Origin of the sequence: Bacillus sp. AFS029637, assembly GCF_002584985.1 — a bacterium.
Taxonomy (GTDB): Bacteria; Bacillota; Bacilli; order Bacillales; family Bacillaceae_G; genus Bacillus_A.
In genome coordinates this window covers 15,785-30,149 of sequence record NZ_NUPZ01000020.1, presented here as the reverse complement: position 1 = coordinate 30,149, position 14,365 = coordinate 15,785, and the positions used below count along the sequence as shown (strand labels likewise).

Sequence of the window (14,365 nt, the reverse complement as noted above, 5' to 3'; positions counted from 1 at the left end):
GCTATGTTATTTTAAAATATTGATAATTCTCCAGACGCTTGAATTCTGGAATAAAACCGACTAATATAGGGTAGTGTTATGTTAAATTTCTATGACAAAATTCGTACGATTTTTTGACTGCGTTTTGTTACGATATAGAATGTGATAAATTCCACATTCTTGACAAATAGAGTTTTTAGTACTTGGTATTATTTTATTACTATTATATAAAGAAAAGGGTTGTGATTTGGTGAAGACTCCAAAAATCGTAGTTTTAGGTGCAGGTTATGGCGGAATGATTACGACTGTTCGTCTGCAAAAAGCATTATCTGTAAATGAAGCTGAAATTACGTTAGTAAACAACAACAGCTATCACTACCAAGCAACTTGGTTACACGAGAGCGCAGCTGGTACATTACAAGATGAAAAAATCTGTCTAGATATTCAAGACGTTATCGATACAAATAAAGTGAACTTTGTACAAGATACAGTAGTAGAAATTAAAGCTGCTGAAAAACGCATTATCTTAAAAGACGGCGAGTTAGAGTATGACTACTTAGTAATCGGTCTTGGTTTCGAATCAGAAACGTTCGGCATTACAGGATTAAAAGAGCATGCATTCTCAATTGCTAACATTAATGCAACTCGTCAAATTCGTGAGCACATGGAAGCTAAATTTGCTCAATATGCGACTGAACAACGCGATGAGTTAGTAACAATCGTTGTTGGTGGTGCTGGATTTACTGGTATCGAGTACGTAGGTGAGCTTGCGAACCGTGTTCCTGAACTTTGCAAAGAGTACAATGTACCACGTGAAAAAGCACGTATTATTTGTGTAGAAGCTGCTCCAACAGCACTTCCTGGTTTTGATCCAGCATTAGTAGAATATGCTGTAAAACAACTTGAGAAAAAAGGTGTAGAATTCCGCATCGGTACAGCAATTAAAGAAGCAACTGAAGAAGGTATTATCGTTGCAAACGGTGATGATACTGAATTACTTAAGTCTGAAACAGTGGTTTGGGCTGCAGGTGTTCGTGGTAATGGTATTGTGGAAGAGTCTGGCTTTGAAGCAATGCGCGGCCGCGTTAAAGTTGATGAGTACATGCACGCTCCAGGATACGAAGATGTATTTATGGTTGGTGACGCAGCGTTAATCATTAACGAAGAAATTAACCGTCCATACCCACCAACAGCACAAATTGCAATTCAACAAGGTTACAATATTGCACACAACTTAACTGTGTTAGTTCGTGGCAAAGGCGAAATGAAAACATTCGCATTCGACAATAAAGGATCAGTATGTTCTTTAGGTCATGACGATGCAATGGGCGTTGTTATGGGCAAAAAATTAACAGGTTGGAAAGCTTCTTTCATGAAGAAAGTGATCGATAACCGTTACCTATTCTTATTAGGTGGGCCTTTATTAGTTCTTAAAAAAGGTAAATTGAAGTTATTTTAATATATAGTAGAAAAAGCAGAAACGGCTATGAGCTGTTTCTGTTTTTTTGTATAATACACCTTTTCGATATAGGAATAAAAAATAATTGCGTTTCCGAAGAAAGAAAATGCAGATTCGCAAGACCACTGTTTCGTTTCCTTCGTACTTCCTTTTCCTTCTATATAATTCTTTAGCAAATAGTTGTAATTCATCGGATACAGAAATAGACATACAAAAACGCCATCCTTTCTTATGATTTTACAGAAAGAATAGCGTGTTTTTTCATTTTAGCGGCGATTTTGTTCAACTGGAAAAGATAGCCGAAATATTAAAGTATCTTTACACTGATTTCACCATCGCTCTACTGAATATCAAGTTCACTGTAATAACGATGACTGCACCGATAAGGGTTGCAAATACACGGTCAAACAGAATGCTAGAATGAAACGGCTTGCCGGCTTCCATAATCAAAATAATGAGCGGAATCATGGTTGCAGAGTATACAAGATAATTTCGAACCTTTAGAAGAGGTCGAACACTTGCGAATAGCCCGATACTTATAACTAATCCCCAAATTGGTAGACTCGTTGCGAGAAGCAAGCTCGCAACAATCACACCGATTACTGTACCAAGCACTCGTTGTGTTGTTTTGATTGGAAAGAGTTCTATTTTCCGCTGAGTAAGGATTGCTACGGTAATTGCAATCCAATAGAAGTGGTGCTCGGGCCAAAGTATTCGCAATCCCTCAGCTATACCTAGACATAATACGAGCCTGATTGGGAATTGCCAACTGGATAGGTGTGCAAGAGAATGCCACCATAGAATGATTTTTTTCGATGTTGGCTCTTTCACAGCCCCGTCCAGCGATGATTTAAAACAACGGTGTACCCATATGCCTAGCACCAAGCTGATACTGCCGGTCCAAATGGCCCCTGCTAAGATTGAAAAAATTAGTTCCATCCGGTACTCCGTCTGGTCGAACATGTTGAGGATGATGATTAGGAATATGACAAAGCGTGTTGTTGCCACCGCCAAGGCGCGACTATATCCGCCAATTAACGCAGCAAAGCTGACTAGCAGGAGCAAGACACCGAATGTCAGAGAGCCATGTCCGAAAGAGAGAACAGCAGCAATCGCAGCGAGCGTTACTGATATGAGTGCTGACGCCAACTTTTCCCCGTGATTTATAAAACTCGAACCGACTTTCACGCTACTGACTGCCAAACTGCCAATCGATGCAACAAAACCAAGATCGGGATAGCCTAGAACTGTGGCGAACAGAACAGGTCCGGCCATACCTATGCCGGCAGAAATGAGTTCTACTATTTCTACTTTGTCCTTTTTAGACCAAGAAAACAGTTGAGCTCTATATATCTTTGCATTCATCTATAGCACCTCTTCCGACCCAAAGAGTAGGGCACAGTTTAATAATAGGCTCTTTCTTTAATCCATGGACATGTGGTGATACCTATGTCCATCAGGCTGATATTTTGAAGTATCCCCAAAATGAAAGTTTTATCTTTCCAGAGTTAGTTATAATAATTCAGCTTATTCTTTTTCGATATGGGGAAATGCCAATTTTTTAAGTTGATGGCAATGGTGCATTACCCTAAGAAAGGAAAAGTCACAGTGTACTTAAAAATATAGTATAATATATAAAAAAGAAAGAATATTCTGTTCTCTCTAGTGGAGGAGGTTGCATCATGGGGAAGCGCGGGAAAGTATGGTTAGCTGTTAGTGGCTTAGTAGCTACAAAAGATGGCAGGTGGCTATTCGTTAAGAAGAAATACAGTGGATTAAAGGGGAAATGGTCGTTACCGGCTGGTTTTGTGAATGAAGGTGAGACGGTTGATGAAGCTGTGAAGCGTGAAGTGTTAGAAGAGACAGGCATTGTCGCTCACGTGAAGGGAATCATTGGTGTTCGATCGGGCGTTATTCGTAATGAGATTAGTGATAATATGATTATTTTCCTTTTGGAGCCTGAAGGAGAAACTATTATTGTGCAGGAGAAGGAATTGTCTGAAGTAGCGTTTTTACATCCAGAGACTATAGCAGGCGATCCAAATACGTCTGTACTTATTCAATATTTGTTAGAAGGAAGATCAGAGCTACATCTTGAAATGGACAAAACATTAAATCCAGGAGAGCAATTTGGTTATACGGCCTATCACGTATTTACGGCGCATGCGAAGGAGAGGGAGAAGAAGTGAGTATACCGGTACTACTTATTTCAATGATGCTATTCTTTATTTTGTTTTTTGGAATTGGATTTTTACTAAATATGATATTGCGAGCTACATGGGTAATGGTTATTGTGTATCCGATTGTTTGTATGCTCATTATTAATAAAGCGAGTGTGTGGGATTACTTTTCAAAGCCAAAAGAAACATTTTCTTCATTTGGGACAAGTGTATCGCACTTAGGACAAGCAGATGTATTTATTTTATCTACTGGATTAGTAGGAGCTGCTTTAGCGGGAATCGTCATTAAGAAACTTCGGAAAAGTGGATATCAAATGTTTTAATCTCCAATTCGCTTGGGGATTATTTTTTTGCATATTCCTTCATCGTATAGGGAATGATTAACGATGAAGGAGTGTGGAATATAAAAATGTTAAAACGATATTGTATTCGCATTATGATGACTTGTTTACTTGTTTCCGCATTATGCGTAACATGGAATGCTTTCACTGGCGTTTCTTTATTAGAGATTGTAAAGAAATATGAGGAAACGAGTGCAAAAGAAGTACATGCAGCAGAAATGAAGAACAATGTTGCTCCGAGTAAAGAAGTGATAAATGCTTTAGAACAGGCAAATGACTGGTCTAAATATCGTACAATTGAAATGACGGCAACGGGTTATACGTCAGGAGTGGAGTCAACTGGTAAGAGTCCGGGACATCCGGAGTATGGTATTACATATTCAGGTGTGAAAGCGAAACGGGATTTATATTCGACAATCGCTGCGGACTTACGCGTATTCCCGATTGGAACGATTTTATTTGTGCCAGATTACGGGTATGGGGTCGTTGCCGATAAGGGCGGTGCTATAAAAGGAAACCGTCTTGATTTATATTATGATACGGTGAAAGATGTTTATAGCCAATGGGGTAAGAAAAAGGTAAATGTATACGTAGTGAAAATAGGAAATGGTAAGTTTACAGAAGAAGAGTTAACGATGTTAAATGAAGACGAAACGATGCAAGTGTTTCGAGGGCAATATTTAAAGCAAAGATAGTCTAGTGGGAATAGCACTAGACTTTTTTTCTTTTCATATTTCATAATAGAAGAAATTGGATGGGCATGGATGTTACATGTCACAAAATAGAAGTTAGAATTGTCGCATTTTATCGAAAATAAAGTTATAATACAGGTAGAGTAGAGAAATTTAGGGGGTCTGAACATGTTTCAAGTACAAAAAGAATTAGCAGGTCATGAAGCGGTAATTGTTGCTTTATTTGAAGAAGATAAAACGAGTAGTTTTGTACAAGAATTGGATAAGGCGTTTGAAGGGCAATTACAAGTTTTATTAGAAGAAAAAGAACTTTCTACGAAGAAAAAAGCTATTTCAAAAGTACATAGTTTAGGGAAAACAAATGTGAAACGTTATTATTTCGTCGGTTTAGGTAAGAAAGAGTCTTACACGACAGAAACGTTACGTGCAGCTCTTGGTAAGGCGTTTAAAACACTGCAAGCAGCAAAAGTACAAGATGCAGCAATCTTACTAGATTCTTTCGTAACAGAGAAATTGGATGCGATTGATGTAGCTCATATTGCGGCAGAAGTACAAGGCCTTGGTACATATGAATTACAAACGTATAAAACAGATAAAAAGGATTATGTAGAGCTAGAGAAGTTCACGGCTATTACAGCGGAAGATGCACAAGAAATTGAAGCAGCATTAACAGTTGGATACGTACATGGACGTGCAACAAATTCAGCTCGTACACTTGTAAATATGCCGCCAAACGTATTAACAGCGACGAAACTTGCTGAGTATGCTGTTGAATTAGCGGAAAAATATGATATGGATTATAAAGTTCTTGAGAAAGAAGAGATGGAAGATCTTGGTATGGGTGCATTACTTGCAGTAAACCAAGGTAGTACAGAGCCACCGAAAATGATCGCCCTTATTTATAAAGGAAAAGAAGAGTGGACAGATGTAATTGGATTTGTTGGAAAAGGAATTACATACGATACAGGTGGTTATTCTTTAAAACCACGTGAAGGCATGGTAGGTATGAAAGGTGATATGGGCGGTGCAGCTGCTGTTTTAGGCGCGATGGAAATTATCGGAGAACTTCGCCCAGAGCAAAACGTGATTGCTGTTATTCCTTCAACTGATAACGTTGTAAGTGGTACAGCATTTAAGCCAGACGATGTGATTACATCTATGAGCGGAAAAACAATTGAAGTATTAAATACAGATGCAGAAGGTCGCTTAGCGTTAGCTGACGGTATTACGTATGCGAAAAAACTTGGTGCAAACTACCTTATTGATGTTGCAACATTAACAGGTGGTGTAATTGTTGCCCTTGGAAATCATACGACAGGTGCAATGACAAATAATGAAGAACTATTTGAACAAGTGTTAGAAGCTTCTATGGAAACGGATGAGCCAATTTGGCAATTACCGATTTTTGAACGCGATAAAGAACGTGTGAGAAATAGTAAATTTGCTGATTTAAATAACTCACCAGGCCGTGAAGGGCATGCAGTGATGGCGGGTACATTCCTAGGTGAATTCGCAGAAGATACACCTTGGGTACATTTAGATATCGCTGGAACATCTGAAACAACAGGTGCGCATGATTTAGGACCGGCTGGTGCAACTGGTGCAATGGTACGTACACTTGCAACACTTGTTGAACGTTTCGAGGAAGAATAAGATTATGTAAGAAGGCTGTTCCAACACGTTGGAACAGCCTTTTTTCTTGATACAGTATACTTATTGTCAGTTTTTGTCGGTAAGTCGATATAAGTTCATTTACTATCGTACTGTTACAGAGTGAAAGTTGATCCTATAAAGAAATCGTATATAAAGTCCCGTTTAAAGCAAAGGAAGTGCGTCCGGTTTCTTCAGAGACAACTAATATAAGTGCATCGCTTTGTTCTGATAAGCCAATTGCAGCTCTGTGACGTGTTCCTAGCTCAGGATCAACTTCTGTACTTTTCGTTAATGGAAGAATATTAGCTGCTGAGACAATATGATTGTTTTTAACGAGAACGGCTCCATCATGAAGAGGGTTACCTGGATAAAAAATCGATTCGAGTAATGGTGCGGTTAAATGAGCGTTTAACGTTGTTCCAGTTTGAATGAAAGGATGAAGTGTCTCGTTTCGTTCCACAACAATAAGAGCACCATGTTTTCGGGCGCTTAAATGCTGGACAGCTGTTGTAATGAACTGTGAGCTTTCCGTATAAGGTGATAAATAAGCTTGAATATAGTATGTAGCTGCCAATGTTTGTACATTTGCTAACATATGATGAATATCTTCCATTTTACACAAAATACATTCATCTTCCTTATCGATTGCTTGTCTCATGATTGATAGTTCTTTTTCAGCAATTTCAATCATTTGCTTTGTTTGTATTTTGAGCTCTTCTGACAAGCCCCATTCTTGCATAATCCTCATTCCCTTTGGTAGAGTATTTAATCATAGTGTATACAAATATTCCTAGTAAAATCCTGTTAGATTGTAAAAAATATTGAGACACAGGTTGTTTTTTTCATATAATAAAGGTATGAAAAGTGAGAGGAGATAGAATTATGAATTGGAAACAAGAATTTAGTCGCTGGCTTTCATATGCAGAATTAGACGTAGAATTAAAAGAACAACTAGAAAACATGAAGCAAGATGAGAAGAAAATCGAGGACAGCTTTTATAAAAATCTAGAGTTCGGTACAGGTGGTATGCGTGGTGAACTTGGTGCTGGTACGAACCGTTTAAATGTATATACAGTTCGTAAAGCAACGCAAGGATTAGCGAAGTTTATCGGAAAATTAGGTGAAGAAGCGAAGAAGCGCGGTGTTGTTGTAGCGTATGATTCTCGTCATAAATCACCTGAGTTTGCAATGGAAGTAGCTGCTACACTTGGTGCACACGGTATTACAACATATGTGTTTGAAAGCTTACGTCCAACGCCAGTTCTTTCTTTCGCAGTTCGTCATTTACATACAGTGAGTGGAATCGTTCTTACGGCAAGTCATAATCCACCTGAATATAACGGATATAAAGTGTACGGTGAAGATGGTGGGCAGTTGCCTCCAAAAGAAGCTGATGAATTAATTAGCTACGTAGATGCAGTAGAAGATGAATTAACAGTTGAGGTTGCTGATGTGGAGCAATTAAAAGCTGACGGTTTATTACATATCATTGGACAAGAAGTAGATGATGCATATGCTACAGAATTGAACAATGTCATTATTAATAAAGAAATGGTACAAAAGGTTGGTAAAGATTTAAAAATCGTCTTTACACCATTACACGGAACATCAAATGTTTCTGTGCGCCGTGGTTTAGAAGAAGTTGGATTTACAGATGTAACAGTTGTAAAAGAGCAAGAGTTACCAGATCCGAACTTCTCTACAGTAAAATCACCAAACCCAGAAGAACATGCTGCTTTTGAGTATGCGATTCGTGACGGTGAAAAAATTGGAGCTGATGTGTTAATCGCAACGGATCCTGATGCAGACCGTCTTGGTGTAGCTGTTCGTAATCATGATGGTGAGTTCCAAGTATTAACTGGAAACCAAACAGGCGCATTAATGCTTGATTACTTATTGTCTCAAAAGAAAGAAAACGGAACACTTCCAGAGAACGGTGTTGTATTAAAAACAATCGTAACGTCTGAAATTGGCCGTACAATTGCAAAAGCATACGGTTTAGATACAGTTGATACGTTAACTGGATTTAAATTTATCGGTGAGAAAATTAAACAGTACGAAGAAAGCGGACAATATGAATTCCAATTCGGTTATGAGGAAAGCTATGGTTATTTAATCCGTCCATTCTGCCGTGATAAAGATGCAGTACAGTCTGTTTTATTTGCATGTGAAGTAGCTGCATACTACAAAGCACAAGGCAAAACGTTATACGACGGTCTATTAGAAGTATTTGAGAAGTACGGTTTCTTCCGTGAAGATCTTGTATCGTTAACGTTAAAAGGAAAAGACGGAGCGGAACAAATCCAAGAGATGATGGCAACATTCCGTGAAAATCCTCCGAAGGAAGTAGCTGGCTTAACAGTCGTAGCAGTTGAAGATTATAAAGCAAGCATCGTTACATCTTTACAAGATGGACATAAAGAAGAGATTCACTTACCGAAATCAAATGTGTTAAAATATCAATTAGAGGACGGTTCTTGGTTCTGCTTACGTCCATCTGGAACAGAACCGAAAATCAAGTTCTACTTTGGTGTACAAGATAATTCTTTACAAAATAGTGAACAAAAGTTACTTACTATTAAAGAAGATATTATGAATCGTTTATAATATAAAGTAATTTTAAGTGGTAGGGAACAAAAGGGAGCGAAATCTCCCTTTTGTTCTATGTAAGGAAATGATCGTTATTGATTCTGACAGAAGAGAGGGTATTTTGTGATGAAAAAAGTAAGAAAAGCCATAATCCCAGCAGCTGGATTAGGAACACGTTTTTTACCAGCTACAAAAGCAATGCCAAAAGAAATGTTACCGATAGTAGATAAACCAACTATCCAATACATCGTAGAAGAAGCAATACAATCAGGAATCGAAGATATTATTATCGTTACTGGTAAAACAAAGCGCTCTATTGAAGATCATTTTGATAATGCATTTGAGTTAGAGCAAAACTTATTAGAAAAGAAAAAGTATGAGTTACTTGAAAAAGTACAGGCTTCTTCAAAAATGGTAGACATTCATTATATTCGTCAAAAAGAACCAAGAGGATTAGGACACGCTGTTTGGTGTGCACGTAAATTCATCGGTGATGAGCCATTTGCTGTTTTACTAGGTGATGATATCGTTCAAGCTGAAAAACCATGTTTACGCCAATTAATCGAAGAATATGATAAAACGCTTTCTTCTGTTATTGGTGTACAAACGGTTCCAGAAGATGAAACACATCGCTACGGAATTATTGACCCATTAGAGCAAGAGGGACGTCGTTACCAAGTTCGCAATTTCGTTGAGAAACCAGCAGCAGGTACAGCGCCTTCAAACTTAGCAATTATGGGACGTTACGTCTTAACGCCTGAAATTTTCATGTTCTTAGAACAGCAAAATGTCGGTGCTGGCGGTGAAATTCAGTTAACAGATGCGATCCAAAACTTAAATGAAATTCAACGTGTATTTGCTTACGATTTCGAAGGAAAACGCTACGACGTAGGTGAAAAACTAGGATTCGTTCAAACGACAATCGAAATGGCCCTGCAACACCCAGAATTACGTGATGACATGGTTACAATGATGAAGAGAATTTTAGAAGAACAGACGAACTAAGAGTCTTAATATAGTGATATGATCCCCTTTTGATAAGCAGTAGAGAAATGAATGTATTGTTTAATCTAAGGGGATTTTTTTGAGAAAAAAGACACTCTGGAGAGAGTGTCTTTAATTTTGATCGGTAGGTTTCAGCTCATCTGCTTTGGATTTAATTTCATCAGTAATAGCGATATTAATATTTCCTGCTGCTTTTTGGTATTCCTGAATCAATGCATTAACGTTTTGATTAAATGAAATTAAGCTTCCACTAGGGGATTGCGCTTGTTCATTGAGGGCAGTTATAATACCATATATTTTTTTATATTCTTCATAGGTTTCTTTATATTTATTTGGTTGTTCTTTTGCAGCTTCAGATACTAACTTTAAATCGTTCCCCATGTTGCTGTAAAACGTATCTACAGCTACAATTGTTCCATCAATTTCTTTTCTCTTAGAACTTAGTGCATTGTTGAAGTCATGTCTGTTATCTATTGCATTTGACCATGTAGTTGAATACTCGGATAAGACGTAAGATGCTGCATATTTAAAAGTATTTATATTATTATAAAAGGATGCTGCTGCAATTAAGTAACTAGCTTCTTTTTTCTTTTGGGCTTGAAGAGCTTGATATTCCTCCTCCATATTTGTTACTTTTGTTATAGTAAAGAGAAGGACAATGATTGATATAACTGATGTAAGAAATAGTGTTATAGATGTCACTAAGGACTTTTTTGCTGGTGATTTTCGAATTTTTTTTATTAATCCTATCACAATAAAGATTAAAGCCGCGCAGAAACTAACTATAGTAAGAATTAAAAAGAAAAATGCTAGGCCATTTCCAAGCGTGTATGGCATTCCTAACTCGCTATTTCCATATAAATTGTAACTTATGCTCATACTTAGTATGAAAAATAAAGATAGTACTCCGACACTTAGTTTAATAAGTGTGTTTTTTGATAGTTTCACTGATTTTCCTCCAAAACATTGTTTTAATTATATGTGCAAAATGCAAGATTTGCTGAACTAGCATAACAGAATTTATTTTCAATATGTGTCGTATATTGTCGAAATATAAAAAAGAGTTATCTTAGAATACTAAGATAACTCTTTTTTCTTATGAAATCGTCGAATGAGAATGCTGATAAGCAGAGCGACGTACAGCATAGTATATGCGAGGTGCGATAATAGCACCGATAATTGTAAATACAATATCCTTTACTGCAAACCACATCATAATCATCCAAGCAGCTTTATAGCTCATATTACCGCCCATGAAGAGATTGACCGCCCCGTACATGTAAGTAGTACCGATAATATAAGTTAAAATAATTCCAGTGAAAGAGGCAATCGCAAATGTACTGAATGTTGGTCTTTCTTTTTGTTCTACTAATTTTCCTGATACGTAAGCAACGATAATAAATGCGATAATAAAACCACCAGTAGGATCTAAAAGTGCCCCGAATCCAGCTTTGAAGTTAGCGAAGATTGGTGCGCCGGCTACGCCAACGAGCATATATACTGTCATTGATAATGCACCAAGTCTACTTCCAAGAAGAAGTCCTGCTAAAATCGCGAAAAATGGTTGCATAGATAATGGGACGCCCGCTACTTGTAAGAATGGTGCCCAAGATACAATATTTGCACCGATGGCCATAAGAGCAACAAACATGGCAGCTAATGCTAAATCTAAAACGTGAAATCTTCTCATAATGTTAACCTCCTGTTGTTTTTAGGTTAACATTATCGTAGCGAAACTATTTACTTGTTGTCAATCAAAATATTTTGATAAGAAGGCTTAATATAGTCTCTTAGCAACGTATACGGAATACGAAATTGCGGAATTCCACTTGAATAAGGAGCAATCTCATATAAAGGGAAATAAATTACGAGATTGTCCGGTTCTAAAAAGAAGTGGAACTTTGTAGCGCTCATTACTTTTTCCGTTGCATCAGGAAAATAAATGCTTTCATTTTGTTTAATTTGTTTTACAATCTCTGCGCGTATTACTTCTTTGTATTTATCTTCTTGTTGAAATAAATCGTCTAAGTGTAGTAACTTTTTTTCGTTTAGATCAAATGTGTTTGCCTTCCACGTATAAAGACCGTGTGTGCCGCCTGTATATTGATAGTAATTCACATATAAGCTGAGAAAAGGTGGTTTGTTTAAAGAGACTTTATAATCAACATTTGCCACGTACGGATGAAAGGGTGTACTAGATCCTTCTGTTTCTTCATAATATTTTTTTGCGTCTTTTTCTAACTTGTTTTTAAACTTGTCAGTAGATTTTTTGTAATAGAAATTGAGCTTGTTTTGAAATTTAGAATCGGAAAAGTTGTGAAAGGAAGGCCTGTTAATTTGATATTCTATATAAGGTTTCTTACCTTTTTGCGTGACAGTCTTCACATCGATTGTCAGGTTGGATGCTTTGGCTGCTAGTGTACAATTTGGTACAATAGTCAGCAAGGAGAACATGAGCAGTAGTATACAAAATTTCTGTTTCATTTAGGTGAAACCTCCTTATATAAGTGTTATAGGTAGTTTGAAAATAAATAGGTAAAATTATACATTCGATTAACGTAAGAGAAGGGGGAAACGAGATGGGAAAAACTTTAATGGATTCGCTTGGAATTGAGTTGTTAGAGATGACAGAAGATAAGGTGGTTGCTACGATGCCTGTTGATGGGCGGACGCATCAGCCGTTTGGATTTTTACACGGGGGTGCATCTGTTGCGTTAGCGGAAACAGTGGCAAGTGTTGGTTCATACAATTTAATTGATCAAGAGAAATGTATTTGTTTCGGTTTAGAAATTAATGCAAATCATATTCGTTCAAAGCAAGATGGAATTGTAACAGCAATCGGGACACCAATACATAGAGGGAATTCAACGATGGTTTGGGATATTCGTATCATTGATGAAAATGATGACTTATTATGTATTTCAAGATGTACAGTAGCAATTAAAGAAAAACGTGAAAAATAGAAAAGAGGCTGCTCAGTAGAGCGGCCTCTTTTTTATAATTAGAACTGGATTTTCTTCTCTAAGAAACCTTTTAGTTCGCTAATTGGCATACGAACTTGTTCCATTGTGTCACGGTCACGTACTGTAACAGCTTTGTCTTCAACAGAGTCGAAGTCGTATGTGATACAGAATGGAGTACCGATTTCGTCTTGACGACGGTAACGTTTACCGATAGAGCCAGTCTCATCAAAGTCTACCATGAAGTCTTTAGCTAATTCTGCGAATACTTCAGTAGCACCTTCAGATAGTTTTTTAGATAATGGTAAGATAGCTGCTTTATATGGTGCTAAAGCAGGGTGGAAACGAAGAACTGTACGAGAGTCGTTCTCTAATTGCTCTTCTTCATATGCATCACATAAGAATGCTAATGTTACACGGTCTGCACCTAAAGATGGCTCGATGCAGTATGGTACGTAACGCTCATTCGTTTGTGGATCGATATAGTTAAAGTCTTCGTTAGAGTGTTCCATGTGACGTTTTAAATCGAAGTCTGTACGAGATGCTACGCCCCAAAGTTCGCCCCAACCGAATGGGAATTTGAACTCAATATCAGTTGTTGCGTTACTGTAGTGAGATAATTCTTCTTCACCGTGGTCACGAAGACGCATGCTTTCTTCGTGCATACCAAGTGAAAGTAACCAGTTCTTACAAGTTTCACGCCAGAATGCGAACCACTCTAAATCTTCGCCAGGCTTACAGAAGAATTCAAGTTCCATTTGTTCGAATTCACGTGTACGGAATGTGAAGTTACCAGGTGTGATTTCGTTACGGAAACTCTTACCGATTTGGCCAATACCAAATGGAAGCTTTTTACGCATAGAGCGTTGTACGTTTTTAAAGTTTACGAAAATACCTTGTGCTGTTTCAGGGCGAAGGAAGATTTCGTTCGTACTAGACTCTGTAACACCTTGGAATGTTTTGAACATTAAGTTGAACTGACGGATTTCAGTGAACTCTTCGCTACCACAATCAGGACATTTTACTTCATGCTCTTTCATTAAGTCAGCCATTTGGTCGAAAGTAAGACCGTCAACAACCATTTCGATGCCTTTTGCATCTAATGCATCTTCAATTAATTTGTCAGCACGGTGACGAGCTTTACATTTTTTACAGTCGATCATTGGGTCGTTGAAGTTACCAACGTGACCAGAAGCGATCCAAGTTTTTGGGTTCATTAAAATAGCTGCGTCTAAACCAACGTTATGTGGAGATTCTTGAATGAATTTTTTCCACCAAGCTTTTTTAACGTTATTTTTTAATTCGATTCCAAGTGGACCGTAATCCCAAGTGTTTGCAAGACCACCGTAAATTTCAGAACCAGGAAAAACAAAACCGCGATGTTTCGCTAAGTTTACAACTTGTTCCATTGAATACATAAGAAAATCCTCCTTTTGAAAGTTAACGTATTGGCGATGACGTGCTCAGGTAACTTGTGAAACGCGCAGTATATGCTTTGAAAAACATA

The 14,365-nt window shown here is 37.6% G+C and carries 14 protein-coding genes; 8 read left to right on the top strand and 6 right to left on the bottom strand.

Annotated elements, in window-relative coordinates; translation table 11 throughout:
• Positions 1-229 precede the first annotated feature (229 nt).
• Positions 230-1,438 carry an NAD(P)/FAD-dependent oxidoreductase gene (locus COE49_RS08670; protein ID WP_140417453.1) on the top strand — a complete coding sequence of 403 codons (1,209 nt, stop codon included), beginning with the start codon at positions 230-232 and terminating at the stop codon, positions 1,436-1,438.
• A gap of 318 nt (positions 1,439-1,756) precedes the next feature.
• Here the strand turns inward: COE49_RS08670 and COE49_RS08660 are convergent, their stop codons facing one another.
• A complete protein-coding gene (locus tag COE49_RS08660) occupies positions 1,757-2,803 on the bottom strand; it encodes an FUSC family protein (RefSeq protein ID WP_088232157.1) in 1,047 nt (348 codons plus the stop codon).
• A 317-nt stretch (positions 2,804-3,120) separates the two neighbouring features.
• Between COE49_RS08660 and COE49_RS08655 the strand changes: the two genes are divergently transcribed.
• From COE49_RS08655 to pepA, 4 genes are all read left to right on the top strand, one after another.
• Positions 3,121-3,627 (top strand): NUDIX hydrolase, encoded by a 507-nt coding sequence (locus tag COE49_RS08655; RefSeq protein ID WP_088232158.1) that lies wholly within the window; start codon positions 3,121-3,123, stop codon positions 3,625-3,627.
• On the top strand, positions 3,624-3,941 hold the full coding sequence (locus COE49_RS08650) for a YuiB family protein (protein WP_000027019.1): 318 nt from the start codon (positions 3,624-3,626) through the stop codon (positions 3,939-3,941). The genes COE49_RS08655 and COE49_RS08650 overlap by 4 nt, the downstream gene beginning before the upstream one ends.
• 86 nt (positions 3,942-4,027) lie before the next feature.
• On the top strand, positions 4,028-4,654 hold the full coding sequence (locus COE49_RS08645; protein WP_140417455.1) for a 3D domain-containing protein: 627 nt from the start codon (positions 4,028-4,030) through the stop codon (positions 4,652-4,654).
• 165 nt (positions 4,655-4,819) lie between these two features.
• The gene (gene pepA / locus COE49_RS08640; protein ID WP_088232160.1) at positions 4,820-6,304 is read left to right on the top strand and encodes a cytosol aminopeptidase; all 1,485 of its coding nucleotides are present in this window, start codon (positions 4,820-4,822) and stop codon (positions 6,302-6,304) included.
• A 133-nt stretch (positions 6,305-6,437) separates the two neighbouring features.
• Here the strand turns inward: pepA and cdaS are convergent, their stop codons facing one another.
• A complete protein-coding gene (gene cdaS / locus COE49_RS08635) occupies positions 6,438-7,043 on the bottom strand; it encodes a sporulation-specific diadenylate cyclase CdaS (protein WP_088232161.1) in 606 nt (201 codons plus the stop codon).
• A 143-nt stretch (positions 7,044-7,186) separates the two neighbouring features.
• Here cdaS and COE49_RS08630 point away from each other — a divergent pair, with 143 nt between their 5' ends.
• Both COE49_RS08630 and galU read left to right on the top strand, forming a co-directional pair.
• Entirely contained in the window at positions 7,187-8,911 is a 1,725-nt protein-coding gene (locus COE49_RS08630) for a phospho-sugar mutase (protein ID WP_098841353.1), read from the top strand.
• Between the two features lie 108 nt (positions 8,912-9,019).
• Complete coding sequence (galU, locus tag COE49_RS08625) at positions 9,020-9,898, top strand: UTP--glucose-1-phosphate uridylyltransferase GalU (RefSeq protein ID WP_088232190.1); 879 nt, start codon at positions 9,020-9,022, stop codon at positions 9,896-9,898.
• Positions 9,899-10,009: 111 nt separating this feature from the next.
• Here the strand turns inward: galU and COE49_RS08620 are convergent, their stop codons facing one another.
• The 3 genes from COE49_RS08620 to COE49_RS08610 all read right to left on the bottom strand — a co-directional run bounded on the left by COE49_RS08620 (position 10,010) and on the right by COE49_RS08610 (position 12,382).
• The gene (locus COE49_RS08620; RefSeq protein WP_088232163.1) at positions 10,010-10,846 is read right to left on the bottom strand and encodes a hypothetical protein; all 837 of its coding nucleotides are present in this window, start codon (positions 10,844-10,846) and stop codon (positions 10,010-10,012) included.
• 148 nt (positions 10,847-10,994) lie between these two features.
• Complete coding sequence (locus tag COE49_RS08615; protein WP_088232164.1) at positions 10,995-11,588, bottom strand: biotin transporter BioY; 594 nt, start codon at positions 11,586-11,588, stop codon at positions 10,995-10,997.
• A gap of 50 nt (positions 11,589-11,638) precedes the next feature.
• The gene (locus COE49_RS08610) at positions 11,639-12,382 is read right to left on the bottom strand and encodes a DUF3298 and DUF4163 domain-containing protein (protein WP_098945868.1); all 744 of its coding nucleotides are present in this window, start codon (positions 12,380-12,382) and stop codon (positions 11,639-11,641) included.
• Between the two features lie 95 nt (positions 12,383-12,477).
• Here COE49_RS08610 and COE49_RS08605 point away from each other — a divergent pair, with 95 nt between their 5' ends.
• Complete coding sequence (locus tag COE49_RS08605) at positions 12,478-12,861, top strand: hotdog fold thioesterase (protein ID WP_088232166.1); 384 nt, start codon at positions 12,478-12,480, stop codon at positions 12,859-12,861.
• Between the two features lie 38 nt (positions 12,862-12,899).
• Here the strand turns inward: COE49_RS08605 and COE49_RS08600 are convergent, their stop codons facing one another.
• Entirely contained in the window at positions 12,900-14,276 is a 1,377-nt protein-coding gene (locus tag COE49_RS08600; protein ID WP_000287143.1) for a glycine--tRNA ligase, read from the bottom strand.
• Positions 14,277-14,365: the final 89 nt, after the last annotated feature.

What these genes read in the sequence shown, in the direction of transcription:
- COE49_RS08660 (WP_088232157.1), bottom strand. Translation starts at nt 2,803, where the DNA reads ATGAATGCAAAGATATATAGAGCTCAACTGTTTTCTTGGTCTAAAAAG.
- COE49_RS08655 (WP_088232158.1), top strand. Translation starts at nt 3,121, where the DNA reads ATGGGGAAGCGCGGGAAAGTATGGTTAGCTGTTAGTGGCTTAGTAGCT.
- COE49_RS08645 (WP_140417455.1), top strand. Translation starts at nt 4,028, where the DNA reads ATGTTAAAACGATATTGTATTCGCATTATGATGACTTGTTTACTTGTT.
- pepA (WP_088232160.1), top strand. Translation starts at nt 4,820, where the DNA reads ATGTTTCAAGTACAAAAAGAATTAGCAGGTCATGAAGCGGTAATTGTT.
- cdaS (WP_088232161.1), bottom strand. Translation starts at nt 7,043, where the DNA reads ATGCAAGAATGGGGCTTGTCAGAAGAGCTCAAAATACAAACAAAGCAA.
- COE49_RS08630 (WP_098841353.1), top strand. Translation starts at nt 7,187, where the DNA reads ATGAATTGGAAACAAGAATTTAGTCGCTGGCTTTCATATGCAGAATTA.
- galU (WP_088232190.1), top strand. Translation starts at nt 9,020, where the DNA reads ATGAAAAAAGTAAGAAAAGCCATAATCCCAGCAGCTGGATTAGGAACA.
- COE49_RS08615 (WP_088232164.1), bottom strand. Translation starts at nt 11,588, where the DNA reads ATGAGAAGATTTCACGTTTTAGATTTAGCATTAGCTGCCATGTTTGTT.
- COE49_RS08610 (WP_098945868.1), bottom strand. Translation starts at nt 12,382, where the DNA reads ATGAAACAGAAATTTTGTATACTACTGCTCATGTTCTCCTTGCTGACT.
- COE49_RS08605 (WP_088232166.1), top strand. Translation starts at nt 12,478, where the DNA reads ATGGGAAAAACTTTAATGGATTCGCTTGGAATTGAGTTGTTAGAGATG.
- COE49_RS08600 (WP_000287143.1), bottom strand. Translation starts at nt 14,276, where the DNA reads ATGTATTCAATGGAACAAGTTGTAAACTTAGCGAAACATCGCGGTTTT.